Origin of the sequence: Aeribacillus sp. FSL K6-1121, assembly GCF_038003725.1 — a bacterium.
GTDB lineage: Bacteria > Bacillota > Bacilli > Bacillales > Aeribacillaceae > Aeribacillus > Aeribacillus composti.
Genome location: NZ_JBBOPS010000001.1, coordinates 256,736 through 279,536, shown reverse-complemented (window position 1 = coordinate 279,536; position 22,801 = coordinate 256,736). Strand labels below are relative to the sequence as shown.

Here is a 22,801-nt window from a genome sequence, read left to right as displayed (position 1 = left end):
ATCTTAAACAATATAAAAATCACCTGCTATTGAACTATTTAATAGAAACAGAGAAGGACGATGGGGGTCTAAATAAAGATGTTTCCATCGTCCCTTTACGTCTAACTTCCTTTACCGAAATAGCCGATCCAAAGATCGTGAATTTTATCAGATAAGACAGGGGTATGATTGACAATTAAATCAGCCAGCAGCGATTTATCGATAAGATTTTGAATTTGCTCGGCTGGAATGAGCGCTGCCAAAAAAAGCAGAATGAATAAAATGAGGTAAGTTTCCGCAAAACCTAAAACCGCACCCAGCAAGCGGTTGATTTGCTTAAGTATTGGAAGCATCGCAACAAAATCAAACATAGATCCGATGATGTGAAGCGCTATTTTTGATCCGATAAACAAAAGCACGAATGCAACTCCGCGATAGTAAGCTTCCTCCAAATGGCCCCCTGTCAATATAGATAGAGCAGCATTTGAATCTCCTATATTTGGATACGGTACCCATAATTCCAGTTTAGGAGCAAGATCGTCAAAATATGTTCTGGCAATTATGAAAGACACTATAACACTTGATAAATAAACTACTTGGAGAATAAATCCCCTTTTAAGGCCAGTGAGCAATCCGAATACTAAGAAAAATAAAATGATCAAGTCAAGCATTTTAAATTTCAATCCTTTTCTTGAAGTTGCTTTTCTAGTTCTTCAAATTTCTCCTTTAATTTGAGATAATCATGAACAACATTAACCGCAGTTAGTACTGCCAGCTTGTTTAAATCTAGAGATGGGTTTTTTTGACTGATTTCCCGCATTTTTTCGTCAACAATTGAAGCGACAAGCTTCATATGATTTACGCTCTCATTTCCAACAATCGAATACTGCTGTCCATATATATAAACAGTCGCTTTATTTTTAGGTTGATCAGACAAAGCGAATCCTCCATCCTCTATGAAAAAATATCGCAAAATGATTCAAAATCCTAATCATAATCATAACATGTTTGTCGAAAAGATGGAAAGAAGAACAAAAGAAAGGGTACAATAATATAGCATCCATTTTAGGAAAGCGAGGCGTTTTTTATTGTCCAATATCGTCATAAAAGTTGATCATGGGGGAATTCAAACTTTGAAAGATTTTTATAATCCTTTCATTATAGACAGAACCCCTCCAGGTGCCGTCTTTTCTGCCAAATTGACAAACTGTACGATCACTGCTTACAAGTCGGGAAAAGTGCTTTTTCAAGGATCTGCCGCTCAGCAGGAAGCAAACAGATGGGAAAAAACAGCAAAAACAGCCCCTTCTCAAACAGAGGATGAGCTTCAACAGATGTCAGTCATCGGCTCTGATGAAGCAGGAACGGGGGATTATTTTGGACCGATCACGGTTGCTGCAGTATTTGTCCCTAAAGAAAAAAGAAAACTGGTTCAGCAGCTTGGAGTAAAAGATTCAAAGGCTTTGACAGACAAACAAGTTTTTTCAATCGCCAACACTTTAATAGAGACAGTTCCGTACAGCCTCTTAATTTTGCGCAATGAAAAATACAATCAATTGCAAAAATCTGGAATGAACCAAGGGAAATTGAAAGCTATCCTTCATAATCAAGCGATTCATCATTTACTCAAGAAAATTTCTCCTGATAAACCAGAAGCTGTGTTGATCGATCAGTTTGCAGAGCCGAATGTTTACTTTCAATATCTTAAAGACCGGGATGTTCCGTTTAAAGACATAACCATCTTTAAACCGAAGGCGGAGCATATACACATATCTGTCTCTGCAGCATCCATTATCGCAAGATATGCTTTTTTAAAAGAATTAAACAGCTTATCCAACGCAGCCGGATTTTATTTGCCAAAAGGAGCCAGCCATACTGTTGATGAAGCTGCTGCCAAATTAATAAAGGAAAAAGGGAAAAACACACTTGGCAAAATGGCAAAGCTTCATTTTGCCAACACCGAAAAAGCTTTGAATCTATTGAATTGAAATGACGAATCCGGAAATCTTATTTTCGGAGGTTAGCAGGACCAATTTATGATTTCAATAAAAATGAAGGTGCTATCTGCACCTTCATTTGTTAGCTGGAATTATTTTAGGGATTTATCGTCCTGCGTTAGCTGCGAAGAACTGCTGAAAATTTTTCCTCTACCGCCTTAATTACTTTTTCATGAGCTTTTGCTGCTTCCTCATCCGTCAATGTTCGTTCAGGATCGTAGTAGCGGATTGAAAATGCGATCGATTTTTTCCCTTCTCCCAAACGTTCTCCTTCATACACATCGAAAATGGAAATCTCTTTTAACAGTTTTCCGCCCGCTTCCCGGATCGTTTCTTGAAGCTCGCCAGCATGCACATGCTGATCAACGACTAAGGCGATATCCCTTGTAATGGATGGGAACCTTGGAATCGGCGTATATATGACTGGCTTAGCTTCATATTGAATGAGATCGGCTAGCTTCAGCTCAAAAACATATGTTTCATCTAAATCATACTCTTTTTCAACTTCCGGATTTAATTCGCCGACAAATCCGATGAATGATCCGTTTAAATAAATATCTGCCGTTCTGCCGGGATGCAGCCCTTCACGTTTTGCCTGTTTATACTCAATTTCATCCAACAGTCCAAGCAGATCAAATAAACCGTCTAAAATTCCTTTCACAACATAAAAATCAACTTTTGTTTTTTCCCCTTGCCATGGGTGATAAACGTAGTGACCCGTCATGACGCCTGATAAACGTTCTTTTTCCAAAGGCTTTTCTAAAGCATCGTCCGAAATGAAAACAGAACCAATTTCATAAAGATGAATATCATCGATTTGCCGCGCTTTATTATATTTTACGGACTCAAGCAAATGAGGAAGCAGGCTTAAACGCAAAACACTCCGCTCTTCACTCATCGGCAATGCTAATTGAGTAAAGCTTGACGTCTCCAGCGTAAATTGTCCCGCCTTTTCTTTGCTCGTTAACGAATATGTGATCGCTTGATAAAGCCCGGCGCCTTCCAAAAATTTTCGCACTTTTCTTCTTTTCAATTGATAGTCTGTTAATGCTCCGGATGTTGAAGATCCTTCAGGCAATGTTGACGGAATATAGTCATATCCGTAAAGGCGGGCTACTTCTTCAATTAAATCTTCTTCAATCGCAATATCGCCTCTTCTTGTCGGAACGGTTACTGTAAAAAGACCGTTTTCTTCAACGGTTTCAAATTGCAAGCGGTCAAAAATTTCTTTTATTTCATCTACTGCAATGTTTGTCCCTAAAACGTTGTTAATTTTCTCAGCGGAAATGGTGATCACTTTTTTCTCGATTGAAAAATCATGAAATTCTGCTTCACCTTCTAAAACAGTTCCGGAGGCGTATTTTGCGATCAATTGTGCTGCCCGCTCTGCTGCAGCTTTTACCCTGTTCGGGTCAACTCCCTTTTCAAATCTCAAGCTCGCTTCACTTCTAAGTCCGAAATCCTTCGACGCTTTTCGGACAACACTGCCTTTAAAATAGGCGGCCTCAAGCAAAACGGTCGTCGTATCGTCTCTTACTTCAGAATCGGCCCCTCCCATTACACCAGCTAATGCAACAGGTACTTTGCCATTTGTGATCACAAGGTGATCGCTTGTAAGCTTTCGTTCTTGATCATCAAGGGTCACGATCGTCTCTCCGTCATGTGCGCGGCGAACGAGTATTTCCTTTGATCCGAACCGGTCATAGTCAAACGCATGAAGCGGCTGGCCGTATTCTAATAAACAATAGTTTGTAATATCGACGACGTTGTTATGCGGTCTGATTCCGGCTTTTATTAAGCGCATTTGCATCCATAAAGGGGAAGGGGCAATTTTGACATTTTTAATAATTTTAGCTACATAGAATGGATTATCTTCTTTTGCTTCAACATTCACAGTAATATAATCAGTTGCTTTTTCTTCGGCAGCCTCATAATGAACTTCCGGCTTTCGAACCTCTTTCTTTAAAATTGCTGCAACTTCATAGGCAACACCGATCATGCTTAAACAGTCAGAACGGTTTGGTGTAAGACCTAATTCAAGTACATAATCGTCCATAAACAGCTGTTCAATCGCATTTTTTCCAACTTCAGCATCACTAGGGAAAACAAAAATGCCGTCAGAAAACTCTTTTGGGACAAGCTTTCCTTCAATGCCCAGCTCTTGCAAAGAACAAATCATACCGTTAGATTCTTCACCGCGCAGCTTTGCCCGTTTAATTTTGAAATTGCCCGGCAAAACCGCACCAACTTTGGCTACCGGCACTTTTTGACCTTTTTCAACGTTTTGGGCGCCGCATATAATTTGCACTGGTTCTCCTTCTCCGATGTCAACTAAACATTTGCTTAATTTTTCTGCATTTGGATGCTGTTCTTTTTCAAGCACCTGTCCAACTACAACATCTTTTATTCCTTCATTAACAGCTTGAACATTTTCAACTTCAATGCCGCTCTTCGTTATTTTTTCAGCCAGCTCCTCAGGGGAAATGTCTAGATCGACATATTCAGAGAGCCATTTGTATGAAACGAACATGAGAAAACCTCCTTTTAAGCTTGTTTAAACTGTTTCAAAAAACGCACATCGTTTGTATAAAAATGACGAATATCATCAATTCCATATTTCAACATGGCAATCCGTTCCGGTCCCATTCCAAATGCAAAACCACGGTATTTTTTCGAATCGAATCCCGCCATTTCCAAAACGTTTGGATGAACCATCCCTGCTCCTAAAATTTCAATCCAGCCTGTTCCTTTACATACATGACAGCCTTTCATGGAGCATTTAAAACAGGATACATCGACTTCCACCGACGGTTCAGTAAACGGGAAAAAGCTCGGACGCAGACGAATTTGCCTGTCTTCACCGAACAGTTTTTTCGCAAACACTTCGAGCGTTCCTTTTAAATCGCTCATGCGAATGTTTTCATCCACAACGAGCCCTTCAATTTGCGTAAATTGATGGGAGTGCGTTGCATCATCTGTATCACGTCTGTATACTTTCCCTGGACAAATGATTTTTACAGGACCTTTCCCTTTATATTTTTCTAGCGTTCTCGCCTGAACAGGAGATGTGTGTGTGCGCAGCAAAATTTCATCAGTTATGTAAAAGGAATCTTGCATATCCCTTGCCGGATGGCCTTTCGGCAAATTGAGCGCTTCAAAATTGTAATAATCTGTTTCAACTTCTGGACCTTCCTCTACTGTGTATCCCATGCCGATAAACAAATCTTCAATTTCTTCAATGACCGCTTGGAGAGGATGATGGTTTCCTGTTCGAACCGGTCTGCCTGGAAGGGTAACGTCAATCGTTTCTTGCTGTAATTTTTTCTCGATTTCTGCTTTTTCGAGTTGTTCTTGCTTACTTGTTATTTCCCCGGCAATCACTTCCCGAATTTCATTTGCTAACGCACCTATTTTCGGCCGTTCTTCTTTCGAAAGCTTTCCCATTCCTCGAAGAACTTCGGTAATCGGTCCTTTTTTTCCAAGATATTGAACGCGAATATTTTGCAATTGTTTTAAATCCGTTGCTTCCCGTACCTTTTGCAACGCTTCATCGCGAAGCTTTGTTAATTCTTCCTGCATGTAAATTCCTCCTTTTTTTTAAAATAAATAAAAAAACCCATCCCAAAAAAGGGACGAGTTGAATTTCGCGGTACCACCCTTATTAACAAAGAAAGAATCTTTGTTCACTTCATTATCATAACGGCACAGCCGGAGCGCCTTTACATGCTTCCGCATGGTCCTGGCGTCAACTCTGGAGGTGAATTCGTTTGCCTCTACCATAAAAATGCTTCCAGTCTACGGCATTTTCTCCCTAAATGGCGACCTGCAAACTACTCTTCTCCGTCATCGTTATTCCTTTATTCAATTGCTTTTAATTATAAAAAAAAGAAATTAAAGGCGCAACATTATTTGCGAAGATGGTACATGAAAATAGCTGAAGCAACGGCAACATTTAATGACTCCGCTTTTCCATAAATCGGAATGTGTAAATTTTGATCCGTCATATCCAGCAGCTCTTTTGAGACCCCATTTCCCTCATTTCCTACAAGGAGGGCAAATGTTTCAGATGGAGGGATCTCTTTATAGAAAACAGCATTTTTTGTTGAAGTTCCAAATACAGGAATTTCCTCTTCCTTCAATTTGCTTATAATCTGTTTTAATGACGAATTGACCACAGGCAAATGAAAAATTGATCCTTGTGTCGCCCGGATCGTTTTACTATTGTACAAATCAACCGTCCCTTCACCTAAAATCACAACATCCATTCCAGCCGCATCTGCAGTACGAATGATCGTACCGAGATTTCCTGGGTCTTGAACCGCATCTATTAACAGCCATTTTTTGGCGTTCAAATCGATTTCCCACCTAAGCTGCTTACAAACAGCCATGACACCTTGCGGGGAATCCGTTTCAGACAGAAGCGAAAACACCTCTTTGGAAACAATCGTTGTCGGAATAGTACCTTCGAAAAAATGATTTGGCAGCTTCGCTCCGTCTAAAACAATTAACTCTTGAACAATTGATTTGTATTTGAGAGCTTCCTCGATTAAATGCAAGCCTTCAATTAAAAACAGCCCGCGCTCTTCCCGTTTTTTTCTTGATTGCAGCTTTTTCCATTCTTTTACTCTTTCATTTTTAGTTGACGCAATCCGTTTCAATGATGGTGTCTCCTTCAACTGATAGTTCATTTCATATACATATTATAGAAAACAAAAGAAAAAATAAAGAAGAATGAAGAAAAACGAGGTGAAGGATATGAATTTTGATTTGCGCAATGCAGTCATTGCCAACATATCGCAAAATTCAAAAGACGAGCTGAGAGAAACGATCGTTGATGCCATCAATAGCAAGGAAGAAAAAATGCTTCCAGGGTTAGGCGTGTTATTTGAAATTATCTGGAACCATTCAAGTCAGCGTGATCAGCAGGAAATGGTTGAAACACTTGAACAAGGATTAAAAGAGACTGGAGCTGGGAAATAACCAGCTCCTGCTTTTTAGTTGTACGTAATGTTTTCAACCGTTTTTTTGTCGAGGCGTTTAATGACTTCTGTCAATAATTGAACCGTATGTTCAAAGTCTTCGCGATGAATCATCGCAGCGTGTGTATGAATGTAGCGCGTTGCAATCGTAATGGAAAGCGTTGGAACACCATTTCCTGTTAAATGAATCGATCCGGAGTCTGTACCGCCACCCGGCATAGCATCATACTGATATGGAATGCCGCATTCTTCAGCGACCCCTACGACAAAATCGCGAAGCCCTTTATGGGAGACCATAGAAGCATCATATAAAATAATTTGCGGACCTTTCCCCATTTTTCCCATCGCTTCTTTTTCGGAAATGCCTGGAGTGTCGCCGGCTATTCCGACGTCTACGCCGAAAGCAATATCAGGCTCAATATAATGGGCTGATGTGCGGGCTCCTCTTAATCCTACTTCCTCCTGAACGGTTCCTACACCGTAAACGACGTTCGGATGGTTTACCCCTTTCAGCTTTTTCAAAACTTCGATCGCTATTGCACAACCGATGCGGTTATCCCAAGCTTTCGCCAAAAGGATTTTATCATTTTTCATAACGGTGAACTCAAAATAAGGCACAATTTGGTCGCCGGGGCGAACACCAAATTCCATCGCTTCTTCTCGGCTGCTGGCGCCAATATCAATAAACATGTCTTTGATCTCTACAGGCTTTTTTCGTGCTTCTGCCGGCAAAATATGCGGCGGCTTGGAACCGATGATGCCGGTCACATCTCCTTTTTGGGTGACAATCGTCACTCTTTGTGCGAGCATAACTTGATTCCACCAGCCACCAACAGGCTGAAAGCGAATGAACCCTTTATCATCAATTTGCGTAACCATAAAGCCGACCTCATCAAGATGGCCCGCGATCATAATTTTGGGTCCGCCTGATTCTCCTTCTTTTTTGGCAATTAAACTGCCGAGTCCATCCGTTTGGATATCATCCGCATAATCTTTTATGTACCCTCTCATTACTTCTCTGACTTCCCGTTCATTGCCGGCGATGCCTTTCGCGTCTGTTAAATCCTTTAACATTTTCAATGTTTCATCCCATTTCTCCACACTGAAACCTCCTTTAATTTATATTCTTCATTTTTTCCAAACGGAATTGTTAATATCCTTGATTTTGTCTAGCATGATTGACTTCATTTTTCGCCATGTATGCTGAAATAATATCTTCCTCTGAAAAGCCCAGCGCAGAGCCGAGTGTAACATAGTCGTTAAATAAATCGATATACGCTTGGACAGACAAATATTCACTGAATTTTGCCGTTTTTTGATAAACGTTTAAAAAAAGATCGGTCAGGCTTTTATCGATTTTTCTTGCTTTCATTTCCGGCAGTTTTTCAATATACAATTCATGGCCGATCGACAATAAAAAATGAAGGCCGTCTACATACTCTTCCAAAATAACCTCTCTGTCGGAAGGCGGCTTAACGCTCCAAAATTTAAAGCAGCGCGTTTCATTAGCCAATTCGCCAATTTCGACAAGCAAGGCTAAAACTTTTCTCTCGATCAGCCTTTCTTCCTCCAAACCGTGTTTCTTTTCAATTTTTTCATCCAATTCTTTTTGCATTTTATATAACTGTTCAAAATCCATTTTCTCAACCCCTAAAATATATCTAAAAAAATTATAGCAAATGTGATCATTAATGAAACCCCTTCAATTCCTTTTTCGTAATGTATATGTATGAATATGACCTTCGGGGAGGTTTAAAGTAAATGATTGTCATCCTTCTTCGTCTTTTCATAATTGCTGCGATTATTTTCCTAATTTATTCATTCATTAAATATTTATTGAACCCGAAGCGAAAGTTAGAATTGGCTCATGAGCAAAAAAAATTTTTCTTTCTTGATGATAAAGAAAATGTCCACAAAAATTTTTTGTTAACGCATAAAGGAGTTTTATTTGAAGGGGAAAAATATTTAGGCACGACTGAAACTTCTTTTGAAGTTATCTCCGTTTTTATTTGGACATCTACTCCAAATAAGTTAAGGGGGTTTACAAAAGAAGATTTTCAATTTATAGAATCGAAAATAAAAGAAGCATATCCTTACGCCAAAATCGACTGGAAAAGTCCAATTAAAGAGTTTTTGAATCGGAACGAATCGGAATTCCCGACACTATCTTAAGACAGTAAAAAAGAATGAGCAGCTTGACATTCCCGTTCAAAATTGACAGCGTTAAAAGACTATGCGGTTCATGACTGGACGATCATGGTGTCGCTTTTTTGATCAATCTATGCAACATTTCTGATTTAAAAAGAAAATAAGCATTCTGAAGGCAGTTCCCATTGCGGGAGCTGCTGTTAGCTTCCATTTCTATTTTTATCCCATTACCTTTTCTCTTCCTCTATGAAATTTTGTAAAACAGCTCGGTAATTGATTATAATTTTTCGAAGTCTCCTTTTTAATTGGGTTTGGTCACTTTCATTATAAAACAGAGTGCTTCGTAAATGCTTTTTTCATTTTGATGATATTCTTGATCCCAACATTTAGTATAGAACCTAAATTTTTTGCATCGGCCTAAAAAACCCTTGAACTTTTGACTTTTTTCACTGTTGAGAAACGTAAAGCCATAATCGTTTACCTTTTCAGCCATATAAAAATCCCCTCCAAATAGAAGTGCAGCATCCGCGAGTCATTGCGCAGATTTTTTACACGTCTACTTAAAGGGGATCAATAATGTGCTGTTCAATTATGTCCAGCCCAAAGGGCAATGTACGTTTATAGGTGGCTTGCTTTTTCGATTACTTATTTAATTCAGCTTTAGCTGTTTCGGCGAGTTGTGCAAATCCTTTTTCATCATTTACTGCTAAGTCAGCAAGCATTTTTCTGTTTACTTCAATGCCAGCAAGCTTTAAACCGTGCATGAACCGGTTGTAGGAAAGACCGTGAATGCGCGCAGCAGCATTGATTCTCGTAATCCAAAGCTTACGGAAATCGCGTTTTCTTTGGCGACGGTCACGGTATGCATACATTAAAGATTTCATTACTTGCTGGTTAGCAACTTTATATAAACGATGCTTCGAACCGTAATAACCTTTTGCAAGCTTAATAATTTTTTTGCGGCGTCTGCGTGTCACTGTACCGCCTTTAACACGTGCCATAATGCATTCCCTCCTAAAAAATCGAAGTTAAAAATTATTTTATATTGTCAAGCATTTGATGAATACGTTTAAAGTCACCTTTGCTTACTAATGCTGGTTTGCGAAGTTTGCGTTTTTGCTTTTGAGTTTTGTTAGCGAATAAATGACTAGTAAATGCATGAGACCGTTTCAAATTTCCGTTCCCAGTTTTTTTAAATCTTTTCGCAGAGCCGCGATGAGTTTTCATTTTAGGCATAAAAGGATCCTCCTTCTATTTCTTTTCGTTTTTCGGTGCTAGCACTAGAAACATGCTGCGCCCATCCATTTTCGGCTTCGTTTCAACAGAACTGATGTCAGCGCATGCTTCAGAAAATCTTTCTAGAACTCGTTGGCCGATTTCTTTATGGGTAATCGCTCTTCCTTTAAAGCGGATCGATGCTTTCACCTTGTCACCCTTCTCCAAAAATTTCCGAGCATTGCGAAGCTTTGTATTAAAGTCATGCTCTTCAATTGTTGGGCTTAGGCGGACTTCCTTCACATTAATAACTTTCTGCTTTTTACGCGCCTCTTTTTCTTTCTTTTGCTGCTCGAAGCGGTATTTTCCGTAATCCATGATGCGAGCAACCGGCGGTTTTGCATTCGGAGCAACAAGAACGAGATCCAAATTGGCATTTGCGGCAATATCAAGCGCTTCTTGCCGTGATTTAATGCCTAACTGATTACCGTTTTGATCGACCAGTCGAACTTCACGAGCGCGGATGCCCTCGTTTACTAACATATCTTTGCTAATAATGAGCCACCTCCAAGATTTTATAAACAAAGTGCACGTTCGCCTTGACAGAGCTTATACATTCGTTTATGCAAATAAAAAACGCGTAGACGCACACTGCACCCACACGTTGAATACACGAACTTTTTGTCCAATGTATAAACCTGTCAACAGCAACGATGTGCGTCAATCAGGTGAGAAGCGGGTGCTTCTGCTTGTTCTCCTTGACTATAATATTCTACCATGGCAAAGCAGCTTTGTCAAAACAACATTTCTTCAAAAACGATACCATTTTAAACTATTCAAACAGAAAATGCAAGAGTCTATTTGAATGAACATACATAAATCGGAATGGAGTGGACATGATAATCAATATATCATATAACTATTGGAGTGATCGAAATGGATGCAAACCGCGTAAAACAAATTTTATCCTCGCCCGCTGATATTGAAGTTCTCTATAACGGAGCTTCCGTTTGGATTGATCAGCTAAATGAAGATGGAAAAACAGCAACCGTTCATGTAAGAGGTCCGTTTAAAGAACGTACGGTTGTAGATATTTCTGAGCTTGAAGAAAAATAATTCCTCCATTGTTTTAAACATTATTGATATAAAATAGCTCCCAATGCTCCGGTAAAAGAACCGTTTGATAAAAATATGCTTTGCAGACCTGTCATGGAATCAAAGCTTTGGATGATTTGTTGTAAAGGAGGGTTTTGCGAAATTGCAGCTCCAACATAGACACACGTGTCCACTTGATGAAGCTCGGCACATTGCTTTGCCAAAAGAACGATCGTTTCACCAATCAATTGAAATAACGCTGCAGCAGCATCTTTTTTCCGTGCTCTCGATAAATCCGGATTGCCAAAATTAGCAGCGGTTAAATCTCCTAAAATTGGAGGAGCCTCTTCTCCATACAAATCTTTTACCAACAAATCAACATGGCTTCGATCACCTTTTTTCGCCAAATCAACGATTTGATAAAAATTGCTCTCCTGCAAAATGAGCCGGCTTAAACCGGAAATAACACCGCCGCCGATACCGCTACCAAGCAAACGCTCATAACGCTCGCCCTTCATAAGGAAAAAAGATGTTCCCGTTCCAATGCTGACGATTAAAAAATCGCTCTTTGGCTCCTTTCCTTCTTCTACTAAAAGCTCTCTTGTTCCTATACAAACTGAATCAAATTCTGGAATAAAGGTCACATCAGCTCCGGTCAATTTTTCTTTTACTTTTGCAGCTCTGCCTCCTGTTATTCTATAGCGGGCAGCCGGCTTCAATCTCTTCATCCAAGAAAGAGCTTGATCCATTTCATCAATTGGAAACCATTTATACCGATATCGCCCATGTTCAACATAAGCAATTTTTAATAAACTTCCCCCTGCATCAATTCCTACTATTTCCATCCGTACACCCCTCGCTTATGTTTCAAAAAAAGGAAATCAGCAAACGCCGATTTCCTTATTTTCTCCCTTCTTTTCCAACAGATACAGCAAATGTCTCCAGCGGCATGGATTCTGATTTTTGTTCTCCATACTTTCTGACATTGACCGTCTCATTTTCTGCTTCTTGATCACCGACAACGACCATGTACGGGATTTTTTGCATTTGTGCCTCACGAATTTTATAGCCGATTTTTTCATCCCGAATATCGACTTCAACACGCAAGCCTTCTTGCTGAAGACGCTGTTCTACCGTTTTGGCATAATCAAGATGCACTTCCGGCGAAACAGGGATGACTTTCACTTGCACAGGTGCAAGCCAAGTTGGGAAGGCGCCTTTATATTCCTCAATTAAGAAGGCAACAAACCGTTCCATCGTTGAAACAACTCCGCGGTGAATAACAACTGGCCGATGATGTTTGCCGTCTTCGCCAACATATGTTAAATCAAGCCGTTCCGGAAGGAGAAAATCTAGCTGAACAGTCGATAATGTTTCATCTTTTCCTAAAGCCGTCCGCACTTGTACATCCAATTTCGGTCCGTAAAATGCCGCTTCACCTTCCGCTTCATAATAATCCAGCCCGAGTTCGTCCATTGCGGCTTTCAGCATCGACTGGGCCTTTTCCCACATTTCATCATCATCATAATATTTTTCTTTATCCTCAGGATCGCGGTAAGATAATCGGAACGAATAATCTTTTATACCAAAATCCTCGTATACCTCTTCAATAAGGCGGACAACTCGGATGAATTCGTCTTTAATTTGATCCGGCCGCACGAAAATATGCGCATCGTTCAACGTCATCCCGCGAACACGCTGCAGCCCTGTCAATGCCCCTGACATTTCGTATCTGTGCATTGTTCCAAGTTCTGCAATGCGGATCGGCAATTCCCGATAGCTGTGAATTTCATTTTTGTAAATCATCATATGATGCGGGCAGTTCATCGGACGCAATACAAGCTCTTCGTTATCCATCTTCATTGGCGGAAACATATCATCTTGATAATGGTCCCAATGGCCGGAAGCTTTATAAAGATCGACGCTGCCGAGAACAGGTGTGTATACATGCTGGTATCCGAGTTTAATTTCTTTATCAACAATATAGCGTTCGATAATCCGGCGGATAGTTGCACCTTTTGGCAGCCAAAGCGGCAAGCCTTGTCCAACCTTTTGAGAAGTGGTAAACAGGTTTAATTCTTTTCCAAGCTTGCGATGATCCCGCTCTTTCGCTTCTTCAAGCATGCGGAGATGTTCTTTAAGCTCTTCTTTTGTAAAAAATGCTGTACCGTATATGCGTTGAAGCATTTTGTTTTTGCTGTCTCCACGCCAGTAGGCGCCGGCTACGCTGAGCAATTTAAATTCCTTTATTTTTCCGGTAGAAGGAACGTGGACTCCTCGGCATAGATCGAAAAATTCTCCTTGCTCATATATGGAAATGATTTCGCCTTCCGGAATATCATCGATAAGCTCAAGCTTTAAATGGTCGCCGATTTCCTCATACATTTTTTTTGCTTCATCGCGGCTTACTTCTTTACGAATAACCGGCAAATTTTCGCCGACAATTTTTTTCATTTCTTTTTCGATTTTAGGCAAATCTTCGTGTGAGATCGTTTCATCCATATCGATATCATAATAAAAACCGTTTTCAATGACGGGCCCAACTCCCAATTTTACATTTGGGTAAAGCCGTTTAATCGCTTGCGCCATTAAATGTGCTGTACTATGTCGTAAAATTTCTAACGCTTCTTTTGTATCAGGCGTCAAAATTTCAATCTGGCCGTCTTGTTCAATCGGGGTTTTTAAGTCAATAAGCTTTCCATTTATTTTACCTGCAATGGCTTTTTTCTTTAATCCAGGGCTGATGGATGCAGCGATTTCTTCCGTTGTTGTTCCGTACGGAAATTCTTTTACAGAACCGTCTGGAAAAGTAATTTTAATGGCTTCTTTCATCTTCTTTCCTCCTTTGTTTTTTCTTGCAAAAATAAACACCCGTCCCTAAAAGAAGGGACGAGTGTTGTATGTAAAACCCGTGGTTCCACCCTAGTTCCCGCTCAAAACTTTGCGCGGCTCATTTTGATAACGGAACAATCCGCCAGCTATTACTTGGCAAAAGCCGTTCACAGCTGAAGTTTAGAGGTGGTAAGAGCATTACACGAGTTAGGAAGGTTTCAGCCTGTGCCTTCCCTCTCTTTGAACTGTGATAATACTCCCGTGTCCTCATCATAACCTTTTCGTGATGAATGATTTCAACCGTATTATAGACTGATTCGCCACCAAAAATCAAGGAGTACTGAAAGAAACTTATCGTTTTTGAAAGCTAGCCCTTGAAAAAAATCGAACCCGTTCCTGAAAGATGTTTTGGATCGTTTGAATCATTGCTTCCTCCTGTTGATCGGAGTATATATAAATTTCTAAAGGAGCAATGGATACAAGCGGGGCCAGCAAATGGGAATCAATATACATCGGGTGGCGATAAATAAATTCCCGATCAATCCACTTTTTTAATTCCAGCTCTTTTATTTCGATGAACTTTTCATTAAACACTTGAAAGGAAGTATCATGCAAAATATGAATCGTTGATAATTTCGGTTTTTTATTGAGAACATATTCCCGCAAGCTTTGAATAAAATTTTGGTATTCCTGCTCCATTTTATACTCTTCAATGGAGAGACCGACATATTCCGAAAGTCTTGATAAATAATCAGACAAGCGGAATTGAATAAATGATTCTATAGAAAAAGATTGGTTTGGCCGAAGGAAATTCGTTAAAGCAGAAATAATTAAGTTTTCTCTCGGCTCAAAATGTTTGATCATTGGAATTTCCGCCCGCTCTCCTTCCAAGATCGATTGAGCAATATGTAAAATTTGCTGTTTTTCATCTTCATCCTCAAAATAAAATTGTTTTTCAATTATAAAAAGAAGGAGACGGGGCTCTTTCACATTTAGAAAAAAATCAACAAATGATGGTACGAGCACATCAGATATAAATGTTTCCCAATCATCTGTTTCACATGTTAATACTGTGCCGTTCAGCAAGGCTGCTTGGAAATCAAAGTTTTCCTTCTCTGTATTAAGCAATTGATGCAGATAAGAAGCTTCTTTTTCCGTTTGAAAAGTTATTTCCAGCAAAAAAAGATCCCCCCCTTTATATAGCAAGTCCTGTTTCTATATATATGGGGGGATGGCATTATTTAGAAGTGTTTGCTGTCCAGCGGTTATTCTTGTCTGCGATTTTTTCCTTTCAATTCCACGGGAATGGCCAAAAAACGAATCCTTTCCATAATTCTTTTTGCCTTTAGCTGTTCTATTTCGCCTTTTTGTGAATAAGTCAGGTGGTGTTCCAATTCGCTAAAATTAAAGTTGGATGTAAAAAAGGTCGGTAAATTTTCAAGCATGCGGAATTGGAGAATCGAGCCTAAAATGTCGTCTCTCATCCAGCTCGACATCGATTCAGCACCAATATCATCAAGCATTAATACCGGAATTTTTTTAACCGCATCAATCTTTTCATTCAGTGAATGATCTTGAAGAGCGCTTTTTAACTCCCTGACAAACTCCGGAACATATACAAGCATGGAAGGAACGCCTTTTTCCGCCAGCTCATTCGCGATCGCTCCAAGAATAAATGTCTTTCCCACGCCGAAGGAACCGTATAAATACAATCCTTTTAACCGATCATTTTGACCGTATTGCTCAACAAAATCTTGCACGAGAGACACTGCCTTTAGACGGTTTGGTTCGTTTAAATCAATATCCTCTAGGTGTGCATTGAGGATTTCCTTTGGTACATACATGCATTTAATGAGCGATTCTTGTTTTTTTCGAGCATCATATGCTTCTTTTCTCGGGCATTTATCATATTTCAGGTCGATTGTTTTTCTTTCAATAATTAATGTAGGGTGATATCCTTTTAAAATATTTTTGCACTCATCTAAATTTCGGCATTCACGGCAAAACTTGCTCTGCGTTACAAATTCATACAGTTTGCCTAAACTGCGGTCAATCATATTTTCATCGATTTGATCTTTATGCTTTTCTAAAAATAACCTGACATCTTTGTCCGATTTTATTTGCTGTTTCAAGTTCAAATACGTTTCCCGAAACCCTTTGCTGTTCATGAATTGTTTTAAATGATTTTGCAGGGATTCCATCTTCCTCCCTCCTTTCGCCTAGTCCTTCTGTTTATTTTTATATTTTTTAATCCGCTCCTGCAGCTTTTGTTTTTCTTTTTCAAACGCTTCCGGATCGATGTTTTCTACCTGTTGATTTTCGTTTTCCAAAAGCCATGAAGGGAGTTTTTCTTTTCGAACGATTTTTTTGCTGTCAGTCTTCTTATCCTTTGTTTCCGCCCAAGTTAAATATTTCTTATGTTCTTTTTTCGCCACATCCACTGCATCCTTCACAGTTTTAATTCCTAATCGAGCCCAGTGGCTGGCAATTTTCTCAACATACGCTCTTGACAATCTCATATTTGTTTTTAGCAGGACATAATAAATTAAAACGTTGACAACTCCGGGAAGCAGCTTTTGCTGAAACATGACATCTTCAATAATTTTCAAATCCGCTGCGGACGGTTCAATACCGCCTGAAATATCTTTTAGAAACTGTCTTGGAGAGATGGATTCAAGCTGTCGAATTAATTCCTTATCTTTTGACTGTTCAATTTCTTCGTCTTTCACCCGCTGATTCAAAGGCTGAAGCCTATCAACAAGCTCTGGAAGACGGTTGCCGTGATTCAGCTTATACCAATCCCTCGCCCATTTTCGCAGCTCGTCTAAATTAATTTGCTCATCATGATCCAAAGAACGGATGACCAGATTTTTCATTTCAATTGGATCAATTCCATAAACATATGCTAATTTCTCAACAGCTTCCTTAACCGCAGGCGTGATCGCTTTTTTGGGCACAATATGCTCTGATAAACCGGCATAAAACAATTGAAAATCAAAGGACTGGTTTTGAATCGAAATCGGTTCTCCAGGCGCATGATCAAAAAGCTCCTGATCGTTTTCCTCAGGTTCCATTGCAATATTGGCTGAAAGCTCAGATGGGTGGATCGATTGGTATACTTCATGAAATGATCTTGTCACATCTTTGGCGTTGCTATCAACCGATTTATCGGAAAAATAGCTTTTCAATCTTTGGTACACCGTTTTTCCAACTCTGTTATATAAATATATGTTCAACATTCCATCATAAAAAAATTGTTTGGGGGAAAGAGGTCGTTGAAGTTCATAAATATATTTTTTCGGTTCGCTTTCATCGACAAGGTATGTTTTTAAAAGACCTATTCCTTCTAATTTCAAACGGTCATGATAAATTTCATTTAATGGGGATTGAGTAACTGCCATTAAAAAATGGTGGGTCGATTCCGTCCCCCAAAGACGGTTTTGTTCAAGTTCGCTCCAAAGCGTCATGTATAAGTTTAACGTTCTTGGCCCGATTAAAGGCTGGTACAGTAATGTAAGAACTTTTCGGTCAAATTCATGAATCAAACTGCTCGTACATTTCACAACGTAGCGATCAACAGGCAGCAGCTCTTTCCAGTGATGATGTCCAATCATTTTTTCAAAACCTTCCCAAATAGCATGTCATAATCTCGCAGCTCTTTATGAACGTTCTTTTTTGATCAGTTCTTTCAATTCCTCAATAAAGACATTTATATCTTTAAATTGCCTGTAAACAGAAGCAAATCGAACGTATGCGACTTCATCAATTTCGGCTAGTCTGTCCATCACCATTTCGCCGATCGTTTCGCTTGATATTTCCGATGTACCTAGATTTCTTAGTTCTTTTTCAATATCATGCGCAGCATCTTCCAATTTTTTCAAAGAAACCGGTCTTTTCTCACAAGCTTTAATCATTCCGCGCAAAACTTTTTCCCTGCTGAACTCTTCACGTGTTCCTTCCTTTTTCACAACGATGAGCGGAATTTCTTCCACTTTTTCAAACGTTGTGAACCGATATTGACATTCCTCACATTCCCTTCGCCTCCGAATTGATCTCCCTTCATCGACTGGACGCGAATCTAAAACACGTGTTCCAAAATGGTGGCAGGAAGGGCATTTCATATCACCAGCTCCAATCTTTTTAACTAAATCAAAAAAGCTCTACCTACATCTTATTAAATAGCATTGGATCAGACAAGAAACTTTCAAGCTCTTGTATTTTTGTTATAGAAAATTCGACTGAATGAAATGGATTTCTGTCAGTCCGGTCCAATCAAATGATGTTCGAACCGCCAAACAGTGATGGCAGCCATGCCAATAAAAGCTTTTTTATTTTTGCATCACTACAATGAATGATTTTAAAAACATCAAAGCCTCTTTTTCATAACGGCTTTGCAGGGGGTAGAATAACTCGATCCTTTGAGGCCGCAAATAAGATGCCTCTAAATACCATTCAATATGAAATATTATTCTTTATTATAATATAAAAAGAGGTGCAGTAAAAAGCTGACACCTCTTTGCATTTCCATTCAAATTTTATTCTGTTTTCACTTTAAAGTGCTTTTGCTTGCCCCTGTTTGATTTGAACAGGACCCATACCGCGAGGAATTTCAATATTTTCGCGCGTTTGAGCACCTAAAGCTTCAGAAATGTAATCCGCTGCAATATTTGGATTTAAATCACCGCAAGTGTACACATCAATGCTAGCATATCCATGCTCTGGAAAACTATGAATTGTTAGGTGTGACTCTGAAATGATCACAACTCCGCTTACACCTTGAGGCGCAAACTTATGAAACGCAACCTCCCGGATTTCAGCACCTGATTTTAATGCTGCATTTACAAACGTTTTTTCAATAAATTCCAAGTCATTCAACTTATCAAAGTCGCATCCCCACAGCTCAGAGATAACGTGACGTCCCATTGTTTCCATAGCCATGGATCCCCCTTTATAAATTTTTATGAATTCTTCGCACTCTGGTATGTTTAACTACCACGGGGGAAAGTTAGTCCAAAGAGGTCCTAACCCTTTAAGTAGCCACATTACCTTGCGTTTAAGAAGTTCACGAAAAATAGTATATATGGTTTGATTTGTTTTTGCAACATACTTTGTCAAAAATTTTGCGCTAAAAAAAGTATCCAAACAAAAAGAAGAAGAGGGTCAATCTTTGTAAAGATCAACCCTCCCATCATTTTATACAGCTGCGGCCAATTTATTCAATTTGCTTGCTACAAGTTTTGCTAAATCCACAACGCGGCAAGAGTAGCCCCATTCATTATCATACCATGCAAGCACTTTTACCTTTCTTGTTCCCATAACCATTGTCGTTAAACCGTCGACAATAGCAGAGTGCGGGTTTGTGTTGTAGTCAACTGATACGAGCGGTTCTGAAGAAAAATCTAATATCCCCTTCAGCTTTCCTTGAGAAGCTTGGATAAACGCTTCATTTACCTCTTCAACGGTCACATCGCGTTTTAGATCTACAACAAAGTCTACGAGGGAGACGTTTGGTGTAGGCACTCTTAATGCAAGACCGTGCAATTTTCCTTTTAATTGTGGTAAAACTAAGCCGATCGCTTTTGCTGCACCGGTAGTTGTCGGAATGATTGATTGGGCGCACGCTCGCGCTCTTCTTAAATCTTTATGCGGATTATCAATATTTCTTTGATCGTTCGTATATGCGTGGACAGTAGTCATTAAACCATATTCAATGCCAAACTGTTCATCAAGAACTTTTGCAACAGGCGCTAGACAGTTTGTTGTGCAAGAAGCATTCGAAATAATGACATGGTTGTCAGGATCATATTGTTCTTCGTTTACACCGATAACAATCGTTACATCTTCATTTTTTCCAGGTGCTGTTAAAATAACTTTCTTCGCCCCTGCCTCAACATGCATCATCGCTTTTTCACGGGAGTTGAATTTTCCTGTCGCTTCAATCACTATGTCCACATCTAGATCTTTCCAGGGAAGTTCAATAGGATTTCGATTGTTCAAAAGAAGCACTTTATGGCCATTTACAATTAAATGATCTTCTTTTGGAATGACTTCTCCTTCAAATTTCCCATGGTTTGTATCGTATTTAATTAAATGAGCCAATGTTTCTGCTGGATAGCTTGCATTGATTGCTACGATATTCAAATCTCCTTCTAAAATTGCTTTTCTGAATACCATTCGGCCAATTCGGCCGAAACCGTTAATGGCAACCTTAGCACTCATGTGAATATCCCCTTCCGGAATTATGTTACACTTTTTATCTCCTATTCTGTTAATTAGTATATCATATTTATAAAATAACGAAACAATTATTTTAATCGTTTCTTAAAAAATATATACTAAAAATAAAAAAAACCGCTCTATTCACGAGCGGATTAACCAATTCCCCAATTCATGAGAATGTTTTCCAATTGCTGTTCCGTTTCTTCTAATGTTCCATCATTGTTGATTACTGCATCGGCAAATTTTACTTTTTCTTTCAAAGGCATTTGTGCATTGATGCGTGATAAAGCTTCTTCCTTCGAAAAATTATTCCTTTTCATTAATCGTTCCAGTTGATTTTTTTCTTCCGTATAAACAACAATCACTTTATCCACTAAATGCTTCAAATTGCTTTCAAATAGAAGGGGAATATCGAGAACTACTGCTTTCGCACCTTCTGAGATCAATTGTTCCTGTCGCCTTTTCATTTCCAGCCTGACCTCAGGATGTACAATACTGTTTAGCTTCTCCCGCTTATCTTCGTTTTGAAATACAATGGAGCCTAATCGAGCTCGGTTGATCGTTAAGTCTTCGTTTAATATTTCCTTTCCGAAAGCATTTACGATCTCTGTATATGCTTTTTTGCCGACTTCTACCACTTCTCTTGCAATTAGATCTGCGTCAATAACTGGAATGCCTCTTTTTTTAAGCATTTCAGACACAGTGCTTTTTCCGCTTGCTATGCCTCCAGTTAATCCAATAATCATTGTCATATCATCATTCTCCTTTATCCTTACATGGCCCAAACACCGATCATTATTAATAATAAACCCGGGATAAATGAAAACTTTTCAAAAAACGAATAGGATGAAGCAAATCGGCCGGATTTCATTCCAATATAAACAAACATCGTGCTCATACAAGTGACGAAAATAGCTGTTAAAAAAGGTTCATATCCTGCTAAAGCCGCACCGATTCCTGCTCCGAATGAATCGAGCGAAAGAGCGATTCCAAGCAGCAAAGCTTCCACGCCTGTAATCTCGCCAGATCGATCCATATCAACTGCAGCAGGCTTTTTCAATATATGAATGACAATGCCTAACGATTTTAATTCCATATTTAAAATCGTTTTTTCACTCTTTTCCTCATCTTTCTCATCCTCTGATTCATTGTTGCGGAAAAAGGAATATAACACAAACATGCCAAGCAAAATGAAAATAGCTCCGCCAAGCCTATCCGTAAAATAGGGAGGAAGAACACTTTGAGCTATTTGTCCGGCCATCATCGCAGCGAGCAACACAATCGCCGAACAGCATGAAATAGTGATAATCGATTTAATTGGAATTTTTACTTTACGCAAACCGAACGCTAAGCCAACAGAAAAACTATCAAGACTGACTGCCAACGCCAATATAAAAACCGATCCGATTTCCGTCATTTATCAAATGCCCCTTCTTTCCTTTTATTGCTAACATAGTAATATGAAAACCGCCTAAAATGTGTTCGCTTCAGAAGGTGGCATAAATCTTTCTACACTTGGCAAGATGAACAAAAATGTGTGCCTCTTCCCCCAATTTTTATTTTTTGGATAGGGCTTCCGCAAATTTTACATTGTTCTTTTTCTCTTGCATAGACAAATAAGTCCAGTTGAAACATCCCGATTTGCCCTTGTGAATTGACGTAGGATCGGACAGTACTTCCTCCTTTTTCAACTGCTTCCTTCAGCGTTTGAATAATTTCCCGATGCAATATTTTCACTTTTTCCGCTGTCAAATCTTTTGCCAGCCGCTCCGGATGAATGCCTGATCGAAACAATACTTCATCAACGTAAATGTTTCCTAATCCCGCCACTATTTTTTGGTCAAGCAAAACCGTCTTGATGTTTCTAGAGGTAGACTGAAGCTTGCTCATAAGTCTTTCAGCAGTAAATTGTTCCGAAAAAGGCTCCATCCCTAACTGGGACAAAGGAGGATGCTTCTCCTCCTCGCCCTTTTGATACAGATGCATAGTGCCAAATTTGCGAACATCCCGATATCTTAATTCCGTTTCATCTTGAAAGCGAAAAATGACATGTGTGTGAGGTTCAATGGGCTTTATTTTTGGATACAGTCCATATCTTCCTTCCATTCGTAAATGTGATACAAGAACATATCGATCTAAATAAAATTTCAAAAATTTCCCTCTTCTTCCGATTTCATTGATTGTTTCCCCTTTCAAAACGCGGCAAAACTGCTCTGCGTCTTCGGGACGTTTGATGATTTTCGGCCATGATACGATAACTTCATCGATGACTTTTCCTATGACAAGCTCCCTTAATGTTTTTCGAATCGTTTCTACTTCAGGAAGCTCAGGCATTAT

Annotated in this window: 26 protein-coding genes and 2 other annotated features; of the genes, 4 read left to right on the top strand and 22 right to left on the bottom strand. The window is 39.3% G+C overall.

Annotated features, from left to right (window positions below):
* Nucleotides 1-101 precede the first annotated feature (101 nt).
* A complete protein-coding gene (locus NSQ61_RS01400) occupies nt 102-650 on the bottom strand; it encodes a CvpA family protein (RefSeq protein WP_063387432.1) in 549 nt (182 codons plus the stop codon).
* Between the two features lie 8 nt (nt 651-658).
* On the bottom strand, nt 659-916 hold the full coding sequence (gene zapA / locus NSQ61_RS01395; RefSeq protein WP_340805758.1) for a cell division protein ZapA: 258 nt from the start codon (nt 914-916) through the stop codon (nt 659-661).
* Between the two features lie 151 nt (nt 917-1,067).
* Here zapA and rnhC point away from each other — a divergent pair, with 151 nt between their 5' ends.
* Nucleotides 1,068-1,967 carry a ribonuclease HIII gene (rnhC, locus tag NSQ61_RS01390; protein ID WP_340805757.1) on the top strand — a complete coding sequence of 300 codons (900 nt, stop codon included), beginning with the start codon at nt 1,068-1,070 and terminating at the stop codon, nt 1,965-1,967.
* A gap of 127 nt (nt 1,968-2,094) precedes the next feature.
* On the opposite strand, the gene pheT is transcribed toward rnhC, so the two are convergent.
* The 3 genes from pheT to NSQ61_RS01375 form a co-directional block, all read right to left on the bottom strand.
* Nucleotides 2,095-4,506 (bottom strand): phenylalanine--tRNA ligase subunit beta, encoded by a 2,412-nt coding sequence (gene pheT, locus NSQ61_RS01385; protein ID WP_340805755.1) that lies wholly within the window; start codon nt 4,504-4,506, stop codon nt 2,095-2,097.
* A 14-nt stretch (nt 4,507-4,520) separates the two neighbouring features.
* The gene (pheS, locus tag NSQ61_RS01380) at nt 4,521-5,555 is read right to left on the bottom strand and encodes a phenylalanine--tRNA ligase subunit alpha (protein ID WP_063387428.1); all 1,035 of its coding nucleotides are present in this window, start codon (nt 5,553-5,555) and stop codon (nt 4,521-4,523) included.
* A 46-nt stretch (nt 5,556-5,601) separates the two neighbouring features.
* Nucleotides 5,602-5,832, bottom strand: a binding site (T-box leader).
* A 49-nt stretch (nt 5,833-5,881) separates the two neighbouring features.
* A complete protein-coding gene (locus tag NSQ61_RS01375; RefSeq protein WP_094246319.1) occupies nt 5,882-6,634 on the bottom strand; it encodes a TrmH family RNA methyltransferase in 753 nt (250 codons plus the stop codon).
* A 97-nt stretch (nt 6,635-6,731) separates the two neighbouring features.
* Between NSQ61_RS01375 and sspI the strand changes: the two genes are divergently transcribed.
* Nucleotides 6,732-6,956 carry a small acid-soluble spore protein SspI gene (gene sspI / locus NSQ61_RS01370; RefSeq protein ID WP_063387425.1) on the top strand — a complete coding sequence of 75 codons (225 nt, stop codon included), beginning with the start codon at nt 6,732-6,734 and terminating at the stop codon, nt 6,954-6,956.
* Nucleotides 6,957-6,970: 14 nt separating this feature from the next.
* Here the strand turns inward: sspI and NSQ61_RS01365 are convergent, their stop codons facing one another.
* Entirely contained in the window at nt 6,971-8,056 is a 1,086-nt protein-coding gene (locus NSQ61_RS01365) for a M42 family metallopeptidase (protein ID WP_063387424.1), read from the bottom strand.
* A gap of 49 nt (nt 8,057-8,105) precedes the next feature.
* Nucleotides 8,106-8,594, bottom strand: coding sequence for a dUTP diphosphatase (locus NSQ61_RS01360; protein WP_063387423.1), 489 nt, complete (start codon nt 8,592-8,594; stop codon nt 8,106-8,108).
* Between the two features lie 122 nt (nt 8,595-8,716).
* Here NSQ61_RS01360 and NSQ61_RS01355 point away from each other — a divergent pair, with 122 nt between their 5' ends.
* On the top strand, nt 8,717-9,127 hold the full coding sequence (locus NSQ61_RS01355; RefSeq protein WP_063387422.1) for a hypothetical protein: 411 nt from the start codon (nt 8,717-8,719) through the stop codon (nt 9,125-9,127).
* Nucleotides 9,128-9,404: 277 nt separating this feature from the next.
* Here the strand turns inward: NSQ61_RS01355 and NSQ61_RS01350 are convergent, their stop codons facing one another.
* The 4 genes from NSQ61_RS01350 to infC form a co-directional block, all read right to left on the bottom strand.
* Nucleotides 9,405-9,596: a hypothetical protein gene (locus tag NSQ61_RS01350; protein ID WP_130156128.1), complete on the bottom strand. Its 192-nt coding sequence runs from the start codon at nt 9,594-9,596 to the stop codon at nt 9,405-9,407.
* A gap of 148 nt (nt 9,597-9,744) precedes the next feature.
* Entirely contained in the window at nt 9,745-10,104 is a 360-nt protein-coding gene (gene rplT, locus NSQ61_RS01345) for a 50S ribosomal protein L20 (RefSeq protein WP_063387420.1), read from the bottom strand.
* Between the two features lie 34 nt (nt 10,105-10,138).
* Nucleotides 10,139-10,339 (bottom strand): 50S ribosomal protein L35, encoded by a 201-nt coding sequence (gene rpmI / locus NSQ61_RS01340; protein ID WP_063387419.1) that lies wholly within the window; start codon nt 10,337-10,339, stop codon nt 10,139-10,141.
* A gap of 15 nt (nt 10,340-10,354) precedes the next feature.
* Nucleotides 10,355-10,876, bottom strand: coding sequence for a translation initiation factor IF-3 (gene infC, locus NSQ61_RS01335; protein ID WP_222422773.1), 522 nt, complete (start codon nt 10,874-10,876; stop codon nt 10,355-10,357).
* A gap of 68 nt (nt 10,877-10,944) precedes the next feature.
* Nucleotides 10,945-11,075 (bottom strand) — a sequence feature (ribosomal protein L20 leader region).
* Nucleotides 11,076-11,254: 179 nt separating this feature from the next.
* Between infC and NSQ61_RS01330 the strand changes: the two genes are divergently transcribed.
* Nucleotides 11,255-11,434 (top strand): H-type small acid-soluble spore protein, encoded by a 180-nt coding sequence (locus NSQ61_RS01330; protein ID WP_063387416.1) that lies wholly within the window; start codon nt 11,255-11,257, stop codon nt 11,432-11,434.
* A gap of 20 nt (nt 11,435-11,454) precedes the next feature.
* Here NSQ61_RS01330 and coaW read toward each other — a convergent pair whose 3' ends face one another.
* From coaW to mutM, 11 genes are all read right to left on the bottom strand, one after another.
* Nucleotides 11,455-12,258: a type II pantothenate kinase gene (gene coaW, locus NSQ61_RS01325; protein ID WP_327856511.1), complete on the bottom strand. Its 804-nt coding sequence runs from the start codon at nt 12,256-12,258 to the stop codon at nt 11,455-11,457.
* 55 nt (nt 12,259-12,313) lie between these two features.
* Nucleotides 12,314-14,245: a threonine--tRNA ligase gene (gene thrS, locus NSQ61_RS01320; protein ID WP_066247800.1), complete on the bottom strand. Its 1,932-nt coding sequence runs from the start codon at nt 14,243-14,245 to the stop codon at nt 12,314-12,316.
* A gap of 351 nt (nt 14,246-14,596) precedes the next feature.
* The gene (gene ytxC, locus NSQ61_RS01315; protein WP_063387414.1) at nt 14,597-15,424 is read right to left on the bottom strand and encodes a putative sporulation protein YtxC; all 828 of its coding nucleotides are present in this window, start codon (nt 15,422-15,424) and stop codon (nt 14,597-14,599) included.
* 86 nt (nt 15,425-15,510) lie between these two features.
* Entirely contained in the window at nt 15,511-16,446 is a 936-nt protein-coding gene (gene dnaI / locus NSQ61_RS01310) for a primosomal protein DnaI (protein WP_327862620.1), read from the bottom strand.
* A gap of 18 nt (nt 16,447-16,464) precedes the next feature.
* The gene (locus NSQ61_RS01305) at nt 16,465-17,859 is read right to left on the bottom strand and encodes a replication initiation and membrane attachment family protein (RefSeq protein WP_340805752.1); all 1,395 of its coding nucleotides are present in this window, start codon (nt 17,857-17,859) and stop codon (nt 16,465-16,467) included.
* Between the two features lie 45 nt (nt 17,860-17,904).
* On the bottom strand, nt 17,905-18,366 hold the full coding sequence (gene nrdR, locus NSQ61_RS01300; RefSeq protein WP_063387411.1) for a transcriptional regulator NrdR: 462 nt from the start codon (nt 18,364-18,366) through the stop codon (nt 17,905-17,907).
* Nucleotides 18,367-18,796: 430 nt separating this feature from the next.
* Entirely contained in the window at nt 18,797-19,177 is a 381-nt protein-coding gene (gene speD, locus NSQ61_RS01295; protein ID WP_063387410.1) for an adenosylmethionine decarboxylase, read from the bottom strand.
* A 261-nt stretch (nt 19,178-19,438) separates the two neighbouring features.
* Nucleotides 19,439-20,464, bottom strand: a complete 1,026-nt coding sequence (locus tag NSQ61_RS01290) for a glyceraldehyde-3-phosphate dehydrogenase (RefSeq protein ID WP_063387490.1) — start codon at nt 20,462-20,464, stop codon at nt 19,439-19,441.
* Between the two features lie 152 nt (nt 20,465-20,616).
* Nucleotides 20,617-21,216, bottom strand: coding sequence for a dephospho-CoA kinase (gene coaE, locus NSQ61_RS01285; protein ID WP_094246326.1), 600 nt, complete (start codon nt 21,214-21,216; stop codon nt 20,617-20,619).
* 20 nt (nt 21,217-21,236) lie between these two features.
* Entirely contained in the window at nt 21,237-21,881 is a 645-nt protein-coding gene (ytaF, locus tag NSQ61_RS01280) for a sporulation membrane protein YtaF (RefSeq protein ID WP_340805749.1), read from the bottom strand.
* 92 nt (nt 21,882-21,973) lie between these two features.
* Nucleotides 21,974-22,798, bottom strand: coding sequence for a DNA-formamidopyrimidine glycosylase (gene mutM, locus NSQ61_RS01275; protein ID WP_063387407.1), 825 nt, complete (start codon nt 22,796-22,798; stop codon nt 21,974-21,976).
* Nucleotides 22,799-22,801 lie beyond the last annotated feature (3 nt).